Origin of the sequence: Streptomyces sp. NEAU-sy36, from assembly GCF_013423905.1 — a bacterium.
Lineage (GTDB): Bacteria > Actinomycetota > Actinomycetes > Streptomycetales > Streptomycetaceae > Streptomyces > Streptomyces misionensis.
Map to the genome: position 1 here is coordinate 4,761,871 of NZ_CP058977.1, position 16,525 is coordinate 4,778,395.

Annotated in this window: 14 protein-coding genes; 7 read left to right on the forward strand and 7 right to left on the reverse strand. The window is 74.0% G+C overall.

Annotation, left to right across the window (positions count from 1 at the left end; genetic code table 11):
* Positions 1-12 precede the first annotated feature (12 nt).
* Entirely contained in the window at positions 13-3,045 is a 3,033-nt protein-coding gene (locus tag HZZ00_RS21615) for an FAD-binding and (Fe-S)-binding domain-containing protein (RefSeq protein WP_180327988.1), read from the reverse strand.
* A 116-nt stretch (positions 3,046-3,161) separates the two neighbouring features.
* Between HZZ00_RS21615 and HZZ00_RS21620 the strand changes: the two genes are divergently transcribed.
* A complete protein-coding gene (locus tag HZZ00_RS21620; RefSeq protein WP_070023439.1) occupies positions 3,162-3,599 on the forward strand; it encodes a MarR family winged helix-turn-helix transcriptional regulator in 438 nt (145 codons plus the stop codon).
* Between the two features lie 88 nt (positions 3,600-3,687).
* Positions 3,688-4,272, forward strand: coding sequence for a hydrolase (locus HZZ00_RS21625; protein ID WP_180327989.1), 585 nt, complete (start codon positions 3,688-3,690; stop codon positions 4,270-4,272).
* 64 nt (positions 4,273-4,336) lie between these two features.
* Here the strand turns inward: HZZ00_RS21625 and HZZ00_RS21630 are convergent, their stop codons facing one another.
* The 3 genes from HZZ00_RS21630 to HZZ00_RS21640 all read right to left on the reverse strand — a co-directional run bounded on the left by HZZ00_RS21630 (position 4,337) and on the right by HZZ00_RS21640 (position 5,516).
* Positions 4,337-4,504 carry a hypothetical protein gene (locus HZZ00_RS21630; RefSeq protein WP_219013912.1) on the reverse strand — a complete coding sequence of 56 codons (168 nt, stop codon included), beginning with the start codon at positions 4,502-4,504 and terminating at the stop codon, positions 4,337-4,339.
* A gap of 137 nt (positions 4,505-4,641) precedes the next feature.
* A complete protein-coding gene (locus HZZ00_RS21635; RefSeq protein WP_257585002.1) occupies positions 4,642-5,010 on the reverse strand; it encodes a DUF6479 family protein in 369 nt (122 codons plus the stop codon).
* Between the two features lie 218 nt (positions 5,011-5,228).
* Positions 5,229-5,516 (reverse strand): hypothetical protein, encoded by a 288-nt coding sequence (locus HZZ00_RS21640; RefSeq protein ID WP_180327990.1) that lies wholly within the window; start codon positions 5,514-5,516, stop codon positions 5,229-5,231.
* A 910-nt stretch (positions 5,517-6,426) separates the two neighbouring features.
* Here HZZ00_RS21640 and HZZ00_RS21645 point away from each other — a divergent pair.
* From HZZ00_RS21645 to HZZ00_RS21660, 4 genes are all read left to right on the forward strand, one after another.
* Positions 6,427-6,642, forward strand: coding sequence for a hypothetical protein (locus tag HZZ00_RS21645; protein ID WP_070023312.1), 216 nt, complete (start codon positions 6,427-6,429; stop codon positions 6,640-6,642).
* 102 nt (positions 6,643-6,744) lie between these two features.
* The gene (locus HZZ00_RS21650) at positions 6,745-7,548 is read left to right on the forward strand and encodes an HlyD family efflux transporter periplasmic adaptor subunit (protein ID WP_180327991.1); all 804 of its coding nucleotides are present in this window, start codon (positions 6,745-6,747) and stop codon (positions 7,546-7,548) included.
* 95 nt (positions 7,549-7,643) lie between these two features.
* Complete coding sequence (locus HZZ00_RS21655) at positions 7,644-9,770, forward strand: NHLP family bacteriocin export ABC transporter peptidase/permease/ATPase subunit (RefSeq protein WP_374028558.1); 2,127 nt, start codon at positions 7,644-7,646, stop codon at positions 9,768-9,770.
* Between the two features lies 1 nt (position 9,771).
* Entirely contained in the window at positions 9,772-12,597 is a 2,826-nt protein-coding gene (locus HZZ00_RS21660) for an NHLP bacteriocin export ABC transporter permease/ATPase subunit (protein ID WP_180327993.1), read from the forward strand.
* Positions 12,598-12,609: 12 nt separating this feature from the next.
* On the opposite strand, the gene HZZ00_RS21665 is transcribed toward HZZ00_RS21660, so the two are convergent.
* The gene (locus HZZ00_RS21665) at positions 12,610-13,413 is read right to left on the reverse strand and encodes a ribonuclease BN (RefSeq protein ID WP_180327994.1); all 804 of its coding nucleotides are present in this window, start codon (positions 13,411-13,413) and stop codon (positions 12,610-12,612) included.
* Positions 13,414-13,745: 332 nt separating this feature from the next.
* On the opposite strand from HZZ00_RS21665, the gene HZZ00_RS21670 reads away from it, so the two are divergent.
* Positions 13,746-14,798 (forward strand): galactosyldiacylglycerol synthase, encoded by a 1,053-nt coding sequence (locus tag HZZ00_RS21670; RefSeq protein ID WP_180333649.1) that lies wholly within the window; start codon positions 13,746-13,748, stop codon positions 14,796-14,798.
* A 38-nt stretch (positions 14,799-14,836) separates the two neighbouring features.
* On the opposite strand, the gene HZZ00_RS21675 is transcribed toward HZZ00_RS21670, so the two are convergent.
* Together HZZ00_RS21675 and HZZ00_RS21680 are read right to left on the reverse strand one after the other, a co-directional pair.
* Positions 14,837-15,577 (reverse strand): polysaccharide deacetylase family protein, encoded by a 741-nt coding sequence (locus HZZ00_RS21675; RefSeq protein ID WP_180327995.1) that lies wholly within the window; start codon positions 15,575-15,577, stop codon positions 14,837-14,839.
* Positions 15,578-15,604: 27 nt separating this feature from the next.
* Positions 15,605-16,522, reverse strand: a complete 918-nt coding sequence (locus tag HZZ00_RS21680) for a DMT family transporter (protein ID WP_180327996.1) — start codon at positions 16,520-16,522, stop codon at positions 15,605-15,607.
* Positions 16,523-16,525 lie beyond the last annotated feature (3 nt).

Consider the following 16,525-nt stretch of genomic DNA (forward strand, 5'->3'; position numbering starts at 1 on the left):
CGCGACGGGCTCTCAGGCGCGGCGGCGCAGCAGCCACAGGCCGAGCGCGGCGCCCGCGGGCAGGGCTGCGGCCGTCGCCCAGCGGGCCGTGCGGGACGGTGCGGACGGGCGGTCGGCCAGGCGTTCGGGGTGCTCGCTCGGCAGATTGCCGTCGAGGGCGAACGCCAGGGCCTCGGCGAGGTGCACGGCGCGGCGGCCGGTGCCGCCCTCCTCGATCTGGGTGCGGCAGCTGAAGCCGTCGGCGAGGACCAGGCTGTCGGGGGCGGCGCCCCGGACGGCGGGCAGGACGCCCTGCTCGGCGACGGCCATGGAGACCTCGTGGTGGCCGCGTTCGAAACCGAAGTTCCCGGCGAGTCCGCAGCAGCCCTCGTCCAGGACGTCGGCGTCCAGGTGGGCGCGGCGCATCAGTTCGCGGTCGGCGTCGAACCCCAGCACGGCGTGCTGGTGGCAGTGGGTCTGCACGGTGGCCTGCCGGGCGAGCCGGGGTGGTCGCCAGTCGTCGGGGGCGTGGTGCACGAGCTGTTCGGCGAGGGTGCGCACCTGCCCGGCCAGCCGGGCGACGTCCTGGTCCTCGGGAAAGAGTTCGGGGGCGTCGGAGCGGAAGACCGCGGTGCAGGACGGTTCGAGTCCGATCACCGGGGTGCCCGCCGCGAGCCAGGGCGCGAGCACATCGAGGGTGCGCCGCAACACCCGCTTGGCCGCGTCGAGTTGGCCGGTGGAGATCCAGGTGAGGCCACAGCACACCGGCTCGGTGGGGACGGCGACCCGGAATCCGGCGTCCTCCAGGACGCGCACGGCCGAGCGGCCGATCGCCGGGTGGAAGTAGGTGGTGAAGGTGTCCGGCCACAGCACTACGGTGCGCGGGTCGGCGGGGTCCGGCGGCTCGCGGTCCTGGGCCCGCCACCACTGGACGAAGGACTCCTCGGCGAACACGGGCGCGGAGCGGGCCTGGTCCACGCCCGCCAGGAGTTTGCCCGCGCGGGCCAGACCGGGCGCGTGCAGCGCGGAGTTGGCCAGCGCGGGGGCGAGCCGGGACAGCCGGGCCCACAACGGGAGCCGGCCCAGGGCGTAGTGGGCGGCGGGGCGGGGGCGGCCCGCGTAGTGCTGGGAGAGGAACTCGGCCTTGAGGGTGGCCATGTCGACTCCGGTGGGGCAGTCGGACTTGCAGCCCTTGCAGGCCAGGCACAGGTCCAGGGCGTCGCGTACGGCGGTGGAGCGCCAGCCGTCCTGGATCGCGGAGTCGGCGTGCCCGTTCAGCATTTCGAACAGCAGCCGGGCCCGGCCCCGGGTGGAGTGCTCCTCCTCGCGGGTGGCCCGGTAGGAGGGGCACATCACGCCGCCGGAGTGGCTGCGGCAGTTGCCGATGCCGACGCAGCGCATCACCGCGCGGTTGAAGGAGTGGTCGTCCTCGGGGAAGCCGAAGTGGGTGGCCGGGGTGTCGGGCCGCCAGGCGGAGCCGAGGCGCAGCTGTCCGTCCACCGGGTGCGGCCGGACGATCTTTCCGGGGTTCATCCGGTCGTCCGGGTCGAACAGGTCCTTCAGCTCGCCGAAGGCGGTGACCAGGCGCTCGCCGAACATCCGGGTGAGCAGTTCGCCGCGGGCCTGGCCGTCACCGTGCTCGCCGGAGAGCGAGCCGCCGTAGGAGGAGACGAGGTCGGCCGCGCGTTCCAGGAAGCGGCGGAAGTCGGCGATGCCCTCGGCGGTTCTGAGGGCGAAGGGGATGCGGGTGTGGACACAGCCCTGCCCGAAGTGTCCGTACAGGGAGGGGTGGTCGTAGTCGAACTCCTCGAACAGGCCCTTGAGGTCGCGCAGGTAGTCGCCGAGCCGCTCGGGCGGTACGGCGGAGTCCTCCCAGCCCTCCCAGGTCTCCCGGTCGTCCGGCGGGCGGGCGGTGACGCCGAGCCCGGCCTCGCGGGCCTTGAGCATCTTCTGCTCGCGCTCGGGGTCGTCGGAGAAGGCGACGGCCGGGTCCCGCTCGTCGCGGCCGACGGCGCGCAGCAGGGCGTGCGCCTGCTCGTCGACGTCCTCCTGGCTGTCCCCGCTGTACTGCACCATCAGCCAGCTGTCGCCCTGGGGAAGGACGTCGAGGGAGTCGAGGTAGGCGCCCTCCTCGCGCATCAGCTGGGCCATGCGCCCGTCCAGCGCCTCCAGTTGGGTGGGCGAGCAGTGTTCCAGGAGGCGGGGCACGTCGTCGGCGGCGGCGCAGATGTCGTCGTAGCCGAGGACGAGCAGCGACTGGTACGGCGGCACGGGCACGAGGTCGAGTTCGGCACGCAGCACGGTGACCAGGGTGCCCTCGCTGCCGACGAGTGCCTTGGCCACGTCGAAGCCGTTCTCGGGCAGCAGCGAGTCGAGGTTGTAGCCGGAGACGCGGCGCGGGATCTTCGGGTAGCCGTGGCGGATGTCCGCCAGGTACTCGGTGGCGATGCGGTCGAGGCCGGCGTAGATCGCGGCGAGCCGGCCGCCGCCGGAGATGATCCGGGCCCGTTCCTCGGGCGGGGTGGGGCCGACCCAGGCGCGCTGCCCGTCGTAGGTGAGGATCTCCAGGCGGCGGACGTTGTCGACGGTCTTGCCGTAGGCCTGGGCGGAGGCCCCGCAGGAGTTGTTGCCGATCATGCCGCCGAGGGCGCAGTGGCTGTGGGTGGACGGCTTCGGGCCGAACTGCAGGTGGTGGCGGGCGAGTTCGGCGTTGAGGGCGTCCAGGACGATTCCGGGCTCGACCACGCAGGTGCGCCGTTCGGGATCCACGGTGATCAGGGCGTCGCAGTACTTGGTCCAGTCGATCACCACGGCGGTGTTGGTGCACTGCCCGGCCAGGCTGGTGCCGCCGCCCCGGGACAGGACGGGCGCGCCGAAGCGCGCGCACACCGACACCGCCCGGGCGCCCGCCTCCACCGTGCGGGGGACGACGACGCCGAGGGGCACCTGCCGGTAGTTGGAGCCGTCCGTGGCGTAGGCGCCACGGCTGCCCGCGTCGAAACGGATCTCGCCGTCCACCTCGGCGCGCAGTGCCGCCGCAAGGCCGGCCGTGTCCCCAGAGGTCATCCGCACTCCTCGCCTTCCGCCGGGTCGGTCCGAGCGCCGAGTACCCGAGAGTTGTTCAGGCAAAGCTGAACAGTCTCGACTGGACAGTCCTGCCTGGCGGACCTAGGGTGACCGGCATGGATCACATCTCCGACACGGCCGTCCGGGCGGCGCGTGACCTGCGGGTGGTGTTCAGCCGGCTGCGGCGGCGCATCCGCGAGGTCGCCCAGGACGCCGACCTGACACCGTCGCAGGAGTCCGCGCTGAGCCTGGTCGGCAAGCACGGCGCGGCCACCGCGAGCGCGCTGGCCGCCGCCGAGGGGGTGCGCCCGCAGTCCATGGCCACCACGCTGGCCGCACTCGAACAGCACGGGCTGATCCGCCGCGCCCCCGACCCGGACGACGGCCGTCGCCAGCTGGTCACCCTGACCGACGCCGGCCGGGCCCGGATCGAGGGCAACAGGCAGGTGCGCGAGGAGTGGCTGGCGCGCGCCTTCCAGGACCGGTACACGGACGAGGAGCGGCAGACGGTCCTCGCGGCCCTGGAGCTGTTGCAGCGGCTGTCCCAGCACTGACGCCGAAGCCCCGCCGACCGGTCCGCCGGCGCGACCGGCTCCCCGGCGAACCCCCGAAGAACACCCCCTCGAAAGGCCTGACCGACTCATGTCGCTCACCACGCTCGACCCCCGTACCGCCCTCGTCGTCATCGACCTCCAGCGCGGCATCGTGGGCTCCCCCACCCAGCCGCACTCCGGCGCCGACGTCCTGGCCCGCTCGGTGCGGCTGGCCGATGCGTTCCGCGCCCGCGACCTGCCCGTCGTCCTCGTCCGGGTGTCCTTCGCCGCCGACTTCGCCGACGCCATGCCCGGCCGCACCGAGCAGCAGGGCGGCGGCGCGGCCTTCCCGGAGGGCTGGGACGTCCTCGTCGACGAACTGACCGGCCACGACGGCGACATCCAGGTCACCAAGCACAACTGGAGCGCCCTCTTCGGCACCGACCTGGACGTGCAGCTGCGCCGTCGCGGGGTCACCCAGATCGTGCTGACCGGCATCGCCACCAGTATCGGCGTCGAGTCCACCGCCCGCGACGCCTACGCCATGGGCTACAACGTCACCCTCGCCACGGACGCGATGGCCGACCGCGACGCGCAGACGCACGCGCACAGCGTCGAGAAGATCTTCCCGAAGCTCGGCGAGACCGGCACGACCGCGGAGATCCTGGAGCTGCTCGCCAAGACCCACGGCTGAACCGCACGCGGGCCCGGCCCCACACCGCGTCGTCGCGGTGTGGGGCCGGGCCCGCGCGTGCCGGTCAGTCCTCGCCGCGCACGATGGTGTCCTCGGCACCCTCCCCCGGCCGCCGGGCGGCGCGGTCCAGGACGGCGGGGACGCAGGTGCGCACTCCACGGTCCCGTCGGCCGCGCGCCTGCGCCCAGCCCGTCTCGCCCTCCGGCACGTCCGGCTTCCGTGTGGTCCGCACGATCACGTCGCGTCATCTTCCCTCTGTGTGCTGCGCCGACGGGACCGGAACGCCGGCCCCGCGCGGGCCTGGTGTCCGCTGCCGGGGACGGGTCCCACACGTGGCGGACCGCAAACCCCGGACAGGCCGGGCGGCCGTCAGGTGCGGCCGCCGCCACCGCCGCCGAAGGACCCGCTGGAACCGGGCGACCAGCGCGGACGCCGCTGGTCGTCGGCGCGCCGGGAGCGCACGTTGGTGAGCTGGTGGGGGGTCAGCCGCTCGTTCCCGTCGGCGGCCTTCGGCACGTCCTCGGGCTCCCGCATCTCATGACTCTCGCGCACCGGCCCGGTCGTCGGCAGCTTGGGCTGCTCCTCGGGACGCGGCGGGGCGGGTTCGCGCTGACGCACCTTGAAGCCCAGCCGGAACGCCCAGATCAGCCCGCCGACACAGGCGGCCCCGACGACCAGGATGAGGACGTATCCGAAGACCTGTGAGCGGGTGGCCGCTTCGTACATGGCAGTGTTCATGGACGCCGGGTACCCGGGCCGGGCGAGCAAATACCCGCAGGCGACGAGCGATACGGGGGCGGCGGGGGCGCGTTGCCGAAGCAGGGGACGCCGAGGCCGCGCAGACGCGTTGCCCGAGCACCGGGGGCGCGGGGGCGGCTTCGGCCGGCGCGGATGCGGGCCCGCGGAGCGCAGGCGGGTCGTGGCGGTGCGGTGCCCTGTCCCCCGGCCCGGCCGTCTCAGCCGGCCGGCGGGCGGTGGGGCTGGTCGGCGGCGGCGCGTTCCACCTCGGCCTCGATGTCGGCGCGCGGCCGGCCCGTCTCCTTCGCGTACTCGCTCAGCGCGGTCTGCACGTCCCGGGCGAGGTCGCGCCAGGCGCGCAGCGCGGTCTCGTAGGTGCCCGACTGGGCGCCGGTCATGCCCCGCTCGGCCGGCGGGCCGTAGGTCTCCCGCAGGTCCTCGACCGTGGCGTGGGCCGCGTCGGCCGCCCGCTGCTTCTGCACGAGTTCATCGAAGGTGTGTGCCACCCCATCGAATCTAGGCGGGGTCCGGTCGGCGCGCCTGTCGAACCCGCGGCCACGGTCCCGCCAGGCCACTCGAAAGCCGCCGAACACAACTTGACCCGTGAGCTCCTCATGGTGTTCTCGCGACAGACGTGACTGTCCGCGACCGGCCGGGCGGTACGAGGTGTACGCGCTGGCCGACGGTCATTTCAACGACACGCCCGACCGGCTTTCGGCGGCCGACGGCACGGCCCGCCGCTGTTCCCGACGGCGTGTCGCACCGTCCCCGACGGCTGGCGCGCCGCGCGCGGCGGCGACTGACCGACGGGTTCGGCGAGCGGCGGCACCCCGTTCCCCTCGGCACTGTCCGCCCTCTCGGCTCGCCCGCGCAGGGGCGCATATGAGGCGCTTGTACGCCGTGGCGCGCAACCGTTGGGGTGGCATGAGGCAGACCGGCCGGGTATCCGATCGCATTCCGATCGAACACTCTATGGAATCGTTCAGTGACAGTCAGTATTGGTCGCATACCGGAACCACTGCTTCAGCGAATCTGCACATTGAATGCTCAACGAAGCCACCGTGGTCAGCGGTTCTGCACATCCGCGCGCCCCCGGGCCGTCCGAAACGCGCGGCATGCCCGACGCACGGCACCGGGGCAAGGCCGTGTCGGCGACGATGCCGGGCGGCATGTGAAAAAGTCGCCGACAAGCCGTGTCCGCGCCTGCACGGATGAACCCCGTAATGGATCAAGTTCCCAGGTGAGAGCCCTGGTTGATTGGAAGCGCGCGCCGCGTGCGTGCTTTGATCCATCGCACCGCGGGGGGCCGACGGGCCCCGGCGACGGTGCCCGCCACCCGCGGCCGCGGCATTCCTCTGTATCCAGCAGAGCGCCGCTCCCCCCCTTGTGAATATCCATATGAAGGGAAGTTCCATCATGAACTCCACCCCCCAGGTCCAGACCGCCGAGATCGCCGACGCCGAGCTGGACGCCGTCTCCGGCGGTCTCCAGGTGAACGCCCTCAACACCGTGACCGGTGCCGTCAACGGCATTGCCCCGGTTTCCGAGCTGGCCGGCACGGCCATCGGCACCGTCGAGGGTGTCACCGGCCTCAACGTGGCCCCGGTCACCAACCTGGTCGCCGGTCTCTGATCGCACCTCGCACCACCCGAGTGTCCCGGAGCCGTCCCCCGGCTCCGGGGCTCTCGGATGCCCCGGCACACCCGCGTCCGTCCTTCAGGTGAGGGAAGTTCCGTGCAGTTCCGCCAACAGGCCCTCGCCAAGCTCCAGTCGCCCCAGGAGCTGGACCTCCCGGTGCGGCTCGCCCGCCCGCAGGGCTGGCTGGCGCTCGGCGTCACCGTCGTCGTCATGGCCGCGGCCTCCGTGTGGGCGGTGACCGGTTCCGTCGCCTCCACCGTGAGCGCACCGGCCATTCTCACCCACGGGCAGGGCAGTTACGTGCTCCAGAGCCCCGTGGCCGGTCAGGTGACGGCCGTGCTGGCCCGGCAGGGCGAACGCCTGCCCGCGGCCGCACCCGTGCTCAAGGTCCGCACCTCGCAAGGGGACTCGGTGGTCCGGACGGTCGCCGCGGGCCGCGTCACCACGCTCGCCGCCACCATCGGGCAGATCGTGCAGACCGGCACCGACGTGGCCGCCGTCGAGAAGGTCGGCCACGCGGACGACCCGCTGTACGCGACCGTGTACGTCCCCGCCCAGAACGCCGCCGCCATCCCCGCGCACGCCGCCGTCGACCTCACCGTCTCCTCGGTGCCCGCCCAGCGCTACGGCGTGCTGCGCGGCCAGGTGCGCTCGGTGGACCGCGCCGCGCAGTCCGACCGCTCGATCGCCGCGTTCCTCGGCGACGACCAGCTCGGCCGGCAGTTCACCCGAAACGGCAGCCCGGTCGCCGTCACCGTACGGCTGACCGCGTCGCACACCACGAGCGGCTACCGGTGGTCCACCAGCGACGGTCCCCCGTTCCGGCTGGACTCCATGACCCTCGCCACCGCCTCGATCAGGCTGGCCGACCAGCACCCCGTCGATTGGCTGCTCCCGTGACGCCCACCCCGCAGGAAACCCGTGGCCGCAGACGCGCGGCCCCCGCCCGGCGTCCGGCCCCCAAACCCCGTACCGGCGGCGTCCGCACCCCGACGGTGCTCCAGATGGAGGCCGTCGAGTGCGGTGCCGCCTCCCTCGCGATGGTCCTCGCCCACTACGGACGACACGTCCCGCTGGAGGAGCTGCGCATCGCCTGCGGTGTCTCCCGGGACGGCTCACGCGCCAGCAACCTGCTGAAGGCGGCCCGCAGTTACGGCCTGACCGCCAAGGGCATGCAGATGGACCTGGCCGCGCTCGCCGAGGTGCGCGCCCCGGCCATCCTGTTCTGGGAGTTCAACCACTACGTCGTCTACGACGGCATGGGCCGCCGACTGGGCCGGCGCGGCATCCACATCAACGACCCCGCCAAGGGCCGCCGTTTCGTGCCCCTGGAGGAGTTCGACGGCAGCTTCACCGGTGTCGTCCTGGTGCTGGAGCCCGGCGAGGACTTCACCCGCGGCGGACGCCGGCCGGGCGTGCTCGGCGCCATGCCCGCCCGGCTGCGCGGCACCGCCGGCACCCTGCCCGCCGCGGTGCTGGCCAGCCTGCTCCTCGTCGCGGTCGGGGCGGCCGTACCGGCGCTCAGTCGCACGTACATCGACATGTTCCTGATCGGCGGCCAGACCTCGCTGCTGGGCGTGCTGTTCGCCGCCATGGCCGCCTGTGTGCTGCTCACACTGGTGCTGACCTGGCTCCAGCAGGCCAATCTGCTGCACGGCCGGATCATCTCCTCGACCCTGACCAGCGCCCGCTTCCTGCGCCATCTGCTCCGGCTGCCGGTGACGTTCTTCGCCCAGCGCTCCCCCGCCGACCTGGTGCAGCGACTCCAGTCCAACGACCAGGTGGCGGAGACGCTGGCCCGCGACCTCGCGGCGGCCGGCGTGGACGCGGTCGTGGTGGTGCTGTACGCGGTGCTGCTCTACACCTACGACCCCCAGCTGACGTTCCTCGGCATCGGCGTCGCCCTGCTGAACATCGTCGCCATGCGGCTGGTCGTACGGCTGCGCGCGACCCGCACCGCAAAGCTGCGCGCCGACACCGCACGGCTGACCAACACCGCCTACACCGGTCTCCAGTTGATCGAGACGATGAAGGCGACCGGCGGCGAGGACGGCTACTTCCGCAAGTGGGCGGGGCAGCACGCCACCACGCTGGAGGAACAGCAGCGGCTCGGGGTGCCGAGCGCCTGGCTCGGGGTGGTCGCGCCGACCCTGGCCACGTTCAACAGCGCGCTGATCCTGTGGATCGGTGGTCTGCGCGCGGTCGAGGGGCACATCTCGGTGGGTCTGCTGGTGGCCTTCCAGGCGCTGGTCACCCGCTTCACCGCGCCGCTGACCCGGCTCAACTCGGTCGCGGGCCGCATCCAGGACTTCGCGGCCGACGTGGCCCGGCTCAAGGACGTGGAGAACTTCCAGGCCGACCCGCTCTACGGCCGGCCCGGCACGGGCGAGTCCACGCGCCGGCTGCACGGCCATGTCGAGCTGGAGAACGTCACCTTCGGCTACAGCCCGCTGGACAAGCCGCTGCTGACCGGCTTCGACCTGACCGTGGGCCCCGGGCAGCAGGTGGCCCTGGTCGGCGGCTCGGGCAGCGGCAAATCCACGGTGTCCCGGCTCATTTCGGGCCTGTACGCCCCCTGGGACGGGGTGATCCGCATCGACGGCCGGCGCCTGGAGGACATCCCGCGCGGCGCGCTCGCCGCCTCCGTCTCCTTCGTCGACCAGGAGGTGTTCCTCTTCGAGGGTTCGGTCCGCGACAACGTCGCCCTGTGGGACCCGTCGATCCCCGACGAGGCGGTGGTCGAGGCGCTGAAGGACGCGGCGCTCTACGACGTGGTGGCGCGCCGCCCCGGCGGCATCCACGGCAAGGTCGAGCAGGACGGCCGCAACTTCTCCGGCGGACAGCGCCAGCGCCTGGAGATCGCACGCGCGTTGGTGCGCCGGCCGAGCATCCTCGTCCTCGACGAGGTGACCAGCGCGCTGGACGCGGAGACCGAGCTGGTGGTGATGGACAACCTGCGCCGCCGCGGCTGCGCCTGCGTGGTGATCGCGCACCGGCTGAGCACGGTCCGCGACAGCGACGAGATCGTGGTGCTCCAGCACGGCACGGTGGTCGAGCGCGGACGGCACGAGGAGCTGGTGGCGCGCGGCGGCGCTTACGCGGCGCTGGTCAGGGAGCGGTGAGATGACGACGGTTCAGGAGGGGTACGACGGCGATCTGGTGCTCGGCGCGCTGGGCGCGCTCGGCACCCGGGTGGACTGCGCCGGGCTCACCCGCCTCGATCTGGAGGGCCCGCAGGTGCTGTGGCTGGTGGCGGCCGGCGCGCTGGACTTGTTCGCGGTGGACGCCGCCGAGCAGGGCCACTGGCACCATCTGGGCCGCCTGGAGGCGGGCGCCCTGCTGCTCGGCCCGGTCGCGGGCCCCCGGCACACCCTGGTGGCCCGCCCGGTGCGCGACTGCGTGCTGCACCGCGTGGGCCTGCGCGAGCTGTACCAGCCGGCGGGCACCGAGACCTGGTCGTACGACGAGTACGGCGCTCCGCAGTACGTGCCGCCCGCGTCCAGCCCGCTGGAGTACGCCCTCGCGCTCGGCGTCGGCCGCGGCCTGTCCGTCCTCTTCCAGGCACCGCTCGCCGAGGACCGCTCCCAAGCGCCCACGGACGACGACGTGTTCTGGATGCAGGTGCCGCCCGGCAGCGTCCAGTACGGCTCCCTGTACGGCGCGGAGGCCGCCGCCGATCTGCTGATGGACCCGGCGCTGTGGCAGTCGCTGGTCGACCAGCAGTACCGGCTGCTGACCGCGCTCGACCGCTGGATCGAACAGCTGGAGCGCAGCCACGAGACCCGGACGGCCGCCGGGATCAGGGCCGGGGAGGCGGCCGGCGCCCAGGCCGACCGGACCCTGCTGGCCTCCATCGGCCGGCGCTCGGGCCGCCGCACCACGGCCGCCGACGCCGACGCCACCTACGCGGCCTGCGCGCTGGTCGCCGAGGCGGCCGGGATCCGGCTGGCCGACCCGGCGCGGGGCGGCGCCGAGAGCGAACGCCTCGATCCGGTGGAGCGGGTGGCGCTGGCCTCCGGGGTGCGCACCCGGGCGGTACGGCTCCAGGGCCGCTGGTGGCGGGAGAACGTGGGCCCGCTGGTGGGACAGCGGGCGCTGTCCGGGGCGCCGGTCGCCCTGCTGTGGCGGCGCGGCGGATACGCGGCCGTGCATCCCGGCACCGGCCGGGAGACCCCCGTCGGCAAGACGAACGCGCAGGAGTTCGAGCCCCGTGCGGTGATGTTCTACCGGCCGCTGCCGGACAAGCCGCTGTCGCTTCTCGGCCTGCTCCGGTTCACCCTGCGCGGCGCCCGCGGCGATCTGCTGGCCCTGCTGCTCGCCGGGCTGGTGACGGTGGCGATCGGCGCGCTGGTGCCCGTCGCGACCGGCAAGGTGCTCGGCGAGTACGTGCCGAGGGCGCAGGAGGGCCTGATCGTCCAGGTGTGCCTGGCGGTGATGGTCAGCGGGGTGGTGTCGGCGGCGTTCACGCTGCTGGAGAACCTGTCCATCCTGCGGCTGGAGGGACGGATCGAGGCGGCGTTGCAGCCGGCCGTCTGGGACCGGCTGCTGCGGCTGCCCACCCGGTTCTTCACCCGGCGCTCGACGGGCGAGCTGGCCAGCGCCGCCATGGGGATCAGCGCGATGCGCCGGATGCTGGCGGGCGTCGGCCCGGTGGTCGCGCAGTCCGTGACGGTCGGCGTGATGAACCTCGGGCTGCTGCTGTGGTACAGCGTGCCGATGGCGCTCGCGGCGATCGCCGTGCTGGTCGTGATCGCGGCCGTGTTCCTGGGGCTCGGGCTGTGGCAGGTGCGCTGGCAGCGGCGCCTGGTGGTGCTCGGCAACCGGCTGAACAACCAGGCGTTCCAGACCCTGCGCGGGCTGCCCAAGCTGCGGGTGGCGGCCGCCGAGAACTACGCGTACGCCGCCTGGGCGCGGGAGTTCGCGCGCGGCCGGGAACTCCAGCAGAAGGCGGGGCGGATCAAGAACCTCACCACGGTGCTCGGCGCGGTCTATCTGCCGGTGTGCTCGCTGCTGATGTTCATGCTGCTGGCGGGTCCGGCGAAGGGCACCCTGTCGGCGGCCGACTTCCTCACCTTCAACACCTCGGTGACGATGGTGCTCACCTCGGTCACCCAGCTGACCGGCGCGCTGGTGTCGGCGGTGGCGGCGCTGCCGCTGTTCGAGGAGATCCGGCCGGTGCTGGACGCCGCCCCGGAGGTCCCGGCGACGAGCACCCGGCCGGGCCCGCTCTCGGGCGCCCTGGAGGCCCGCCGGCTGTCGTTCCGCTACACCGACGACGGCCCGCTCGTCCTGGACGACGTCTCCTTCGCGGTGCGGCCGGGCGAGTTCGTCGCGGTCGTCGGCCCGAGCGGCTGCGGCAAGTCCACCCTGCTGCGGCTGCTGATCGGCTTCGACCGGCCGGTCTCCGGCAGCGTCCTGTACGACGGCCAGGACCTCGCGGCGCTGGACCAGTCGGCGGTGCGCCGCCAGTGCGGGGTGGTGCTCCAGCACGCCCAGCCGTTCACCGGCTCCCTCCTGGACGTCATCTGCGGCACCGAGCCGTACACCCCCGAGGAGGCGATGGCGGCGGCCGAGATGGCGGGGCTCGCGGAGGACATCAAACGGATGCCGATGGGGCTGCACACCATCGTCTCCGGCAGCGGCTCGGTCTCCGGCGGCCAGCGCCAGCGCCTGATGATCGCCCAGGCCCTGATCCGCCGTCCCCGCATCCTCTTCTTCGACGAGGCGACCAGCGCCCTGGACAACGACACCCAGCGCATCGTCATCGACAGCACCCGCAAGCTGAACGCCACCCGTATCGTGATCGCCCACCGCCTGTCCACGGTGCTGGACGCGGACCGGGTGCTGGTGATGGAGGCCGGGAAGGTGGTCCAGCAGGGCAGTCCCGCGGAGCTGCTGGCGGACACGACGGGGCGTCTGCACGAACTGGTGCGGCGGCAGCTGGCGTAGGGACGGCCCCGCCTACTCCTCGTCCTCGTCGTGGTGGGCCGGCATCCAGTGGTGCTCGCAGAACCAGCGGCCGAAGAGGGCGCCGCCGTAGATGACGAAGCCCACGCCGATCAGCCAGGACTCGATGACGAGCACGGTGCCGACCGCGCCGTAGCTCAGGGCGTTGGTGACGATGAGGGGGGTGAAGACGAGGTAGGAGAAGGCCCGCAGACCGGCGAGGCCGACGACGGTGGCCAGCGCGCCCGGCAGCAGCTGCCGCAGCCGGACCTGGCGGCCCAGCAGGAACCACTGCCCCCACCAGAAGAACAGCACACCGCTCACCCCGGACAGCAGAATCCGCTGCCCCCCGTGCAGCGCCGACTTGGTCGCCACCTCCTGGTAGAGGTAGGCCGTCAGCACGATCAGCCAGGTGGCCTGCCGCCACACCCGGTGCCAGGGGCCGGCCGCGAGACCCCAGATGCGCTCGTAGGCGTTCTGCACGCTACCGCCGAAGGACACGCCGAAGACGGCGAGCAGGACCGCACTCCACGCGCTGGTGGTGCCGATGACGTTGTGCGGCGGGCTGATGACGTCGGTGACCACCCGCGCCGACGGGCCGGACAGACCCATGCCGTCGGTCAGCCAGGAGGCGAACCCGCCCCGCACCAGCGGGTCCGCGGCGGCGACCACGATCAGCAGCGGCGCCAGCGTCACCAGCGCCAGCGTGGCGAAGCCCATGGCCCGGTGCATCAGCTCCAGCTCCCGGCCGTGCTGGAACAGGGCCTGGACGCGCAGCCACTGCCAAGCGCGGTGCAGGCCGCGCCGCCACCGCCTCACGGCACCTCCCGTGCTCGCCACCGCACGCGCGCGCCCGCCGCTGCCCGCGGTGCCCCGTACGGGTCCGACATGAACGCGCACCTCCGCTTCACTCTGGCACGCTCCCGGCGCCGCGCCACCGAGGAGACGGCCACTCGGGTCGCCCGGCTCGGTCCTCGCCCCCCGCTGCCGGGCGATCCCGTCCACGGGCCCGGACACGACACGGCCCGGTTGGCCGGTTTGCCCGGCGGCGGCCCGGAGAATCGGACCCCGTGTGTGCTTCTGCCGAGGTGCCCCACGGGGAACGGTCCGCGCCCGCCCGCCGGCGCCGGACACTGATCGTCAGCGCGAGCATGGGGGCCGGTCACGACACGGTCGCCGCCGAGCTGGCCCGGCGTGCCGAGCGCTACGGGCACGAGCCGTACGTCGTCGACGTCCTGACGCTGCTGCCGGCCGGCCTCGGGACCGGACTGCGCGCCTGGTACCAGGCCGTCGTCCGGCACGCCCCCTGGGTGTACGCCGGCGTCTACGGCGCGTTCCTGCGCGGTGGTCCCGGCCGCCGCCCCAGCGGGGTGCCGCTGGCCCGGCTCGCCGGGGACCGGTTGCTCGGGCTCGTGGACCGGCTGGACGCCGGCGCGGTGGTGTCCGTCTTCCATCTGGCCGCCCAGCTGACCGGCCACCTCAGGGCGCGGGGGCGGCTGCGGGTGCCGAGCGCGGTCTGTCTCGTCGACTTCGCCGTGCACCGGCAGTGGCTGCATCCGGGCAACGACCGTTATCTGTGTCTGACGGAGACGGCGGCCCGCGAGGTGCGGCGGAGCGTGGCCACGGCCGCGGTGGCCACCGGGCCGGTCGTCGCGCCGGAGTTCCTGGCACCGGCGCCGGGCGCCGACCGCTGGCGCGAGCGGTTCGCCCGGCACGCGCCCGGTCGGCCGCCGGTGCTGCTGTCCGCGGGCGCCTGGGGCGCGGCGTCCCGGCCGGACGGCACCGCCGCGCTGCTCGCCGGCGCCGGATATCTGCCGGTGGTGCTGTGCGGCCGTAACCGCCGGCTGCTCGAACGCGTCCGCGCGGTGCCCGGGGTGCTCGCCCTGGACTGGGTCGAGGACATGCCCGGCCTGCTGTCGGCGGCCCACGCCCTGCTGGACAACGCGGCCGGCCAGACCGCCGTGCAGGCGCTCGCCACCGGGCTTCCGGTGATCGGCTACCGCCCGCTGCCCGGCCACGGCCTGGAGGGGGTACGGCGGATGGCCGATCTCGGCCTGACGGAATACGCCCCCGACCCGGCCGCCCTGCTGAGGTCCCTCACCCGTCTCCCCGCCTCCGCCCCGGCCCGCGCCGGCCGCGCCCGCGCCCTCTTCCGGGCCGACCCCATGGCGGAAGTGGCCGAACTCGCCGACCCCGGCGCCTGATCCGCCGCCCGCCCGTCACCGGCTGCCGCCCGTCCCTCTCACGTCCCCTCGCGCTCCCCCGACTCGTGCTCCCGCAGCGTCCCCACCGTCAGCCCCGCCTCCCGGCAGTCCCGGACGATCGCCGGGAGCGCGGCGAGCGCGGAGCGCCAGCAGCCGGGGGCGGCGAGCCGGTCGGAGTCGTGGAGCAGGATCGTGCCGCCGCCGCGCAGGTCGGCGGAGATCAGCGCGCGCACCGACTCCGGTGTGGCGTCCGCGCGCCAGTCCTTGCCCCAGGCGGACCACAGCACCGGCCGCAGCCCGGCCCGCCGCGCGGCCAGCCAGCGGGCGGAGGTGAGGATGCCGTAGGGCGGCCGGTACCACCGGGGCCGCCGGCCGGTGATGTCCCGCACCGCGCGGGCGGTTCGGACGAGGCCCGTGGTCTCGCGGCCGACGGCCGGGAGCCAGGGCCGGTCGTGGGTCCAGCCGTGCACCGCGACCTCGTGCCCGCGCCGGGCGGTCTCGGCGACCAGGGCGGGATGGCGCGCGGCGTGCTCGCCGAGCACGAAGAAGGTGGCGCGTGCGCCGAGTTCGTCCAGGACGTCCAGGAAACGTGGGGTGGCGACCGGGTCGGGCCCGTCGTCGAAGGTCAGGGCGACATGGTGGCGCGGTCCGGCGCCGGCGAGCCGGGGGAAGAACGGCAGCCGCACGCCCGGCAGCCAGGTGGCGGCCGGGCCGATGTGGGCACCGGCGAGCCCGATGGGCAGCAGTACGGCCGCCGTACGAAGGGCGCGGGATGACATGGTGACCTTCCTTGAGGGGTTGCTCGTTCAGTTGTGGCGCATCGGGAGGTGGGTGTCCGGCGGATGGCCCTCCGAGGGGGTGTCCCAGCCCCGGCCGACCGAGGGGGCGTTCGCGAGCCCGATGCTGCCCGCGCCGATCAGCACGATGCCGATGGCCTCGGGGACCATCCGCGGCCCGAGCTGGACGGACTCCTCGAACAGGGCCCAGCCGAGCGCGACGCTGGTGAGCGCGTCGCCGAGGGTGAGCGCGGGCTGGGACGCGGCCAGCGAGCCGGCGCCCAGCGCGCTCTGCAGCAGCAGGAAGGCCACGAGCCCGACGGCGGCGGTGGCGTACGGCGACCAGTGGGCGAACATCGCGCCGGGCCCGAGCCGCAGCCGTCCGACGGTCTCCTTGAGCAGCGCGGCGGTGGTCGCGAAGGACACGGCGGACGCGAGGCCCAGCAGCGCCGCGCGGGCCGCGCCCCGTACCGTGCGGGCGACCAGCACCAGCAGCACCACGACGCAGCAGGCCACTCCGCCGGCCATCAGCCAGGCGCGGGAGGTCGCGTCGGTGCGGCCCGGCACCGGCGCCGCCGAGAGCAGGAAGACCGCCAGCCCCACGGCGAGCGCGACGAACGCCACCCAGGTGCGGCGGTCCGGGCGGCGCCGGAACACCAGGCCGCCCACGATCAGCGTGAACAGCAGCTCCGTGGCGAGCAGCGGCTGCACCAGGGACAGGCTGCCCACGGCCAGTGCCCAGGCCTGGAGCAGGGCGGAGAGCATCAGCAGGGCGACGCCGCCCAGCCAGTCGGGGCGGTGCAGCAGCCGCCGCAGCCCGCGCAGGAACGCCCCGGTCCCGGCGGGCGCCTCCGGGGTGTCCGTGGCGGCCGCCCGGCGCTGGAGCACCGAGGAGGCGGCGTTCGCCAGGGCCGCGCACAGCGCGAGGACGACCGGCAGCGCGAGCACGCC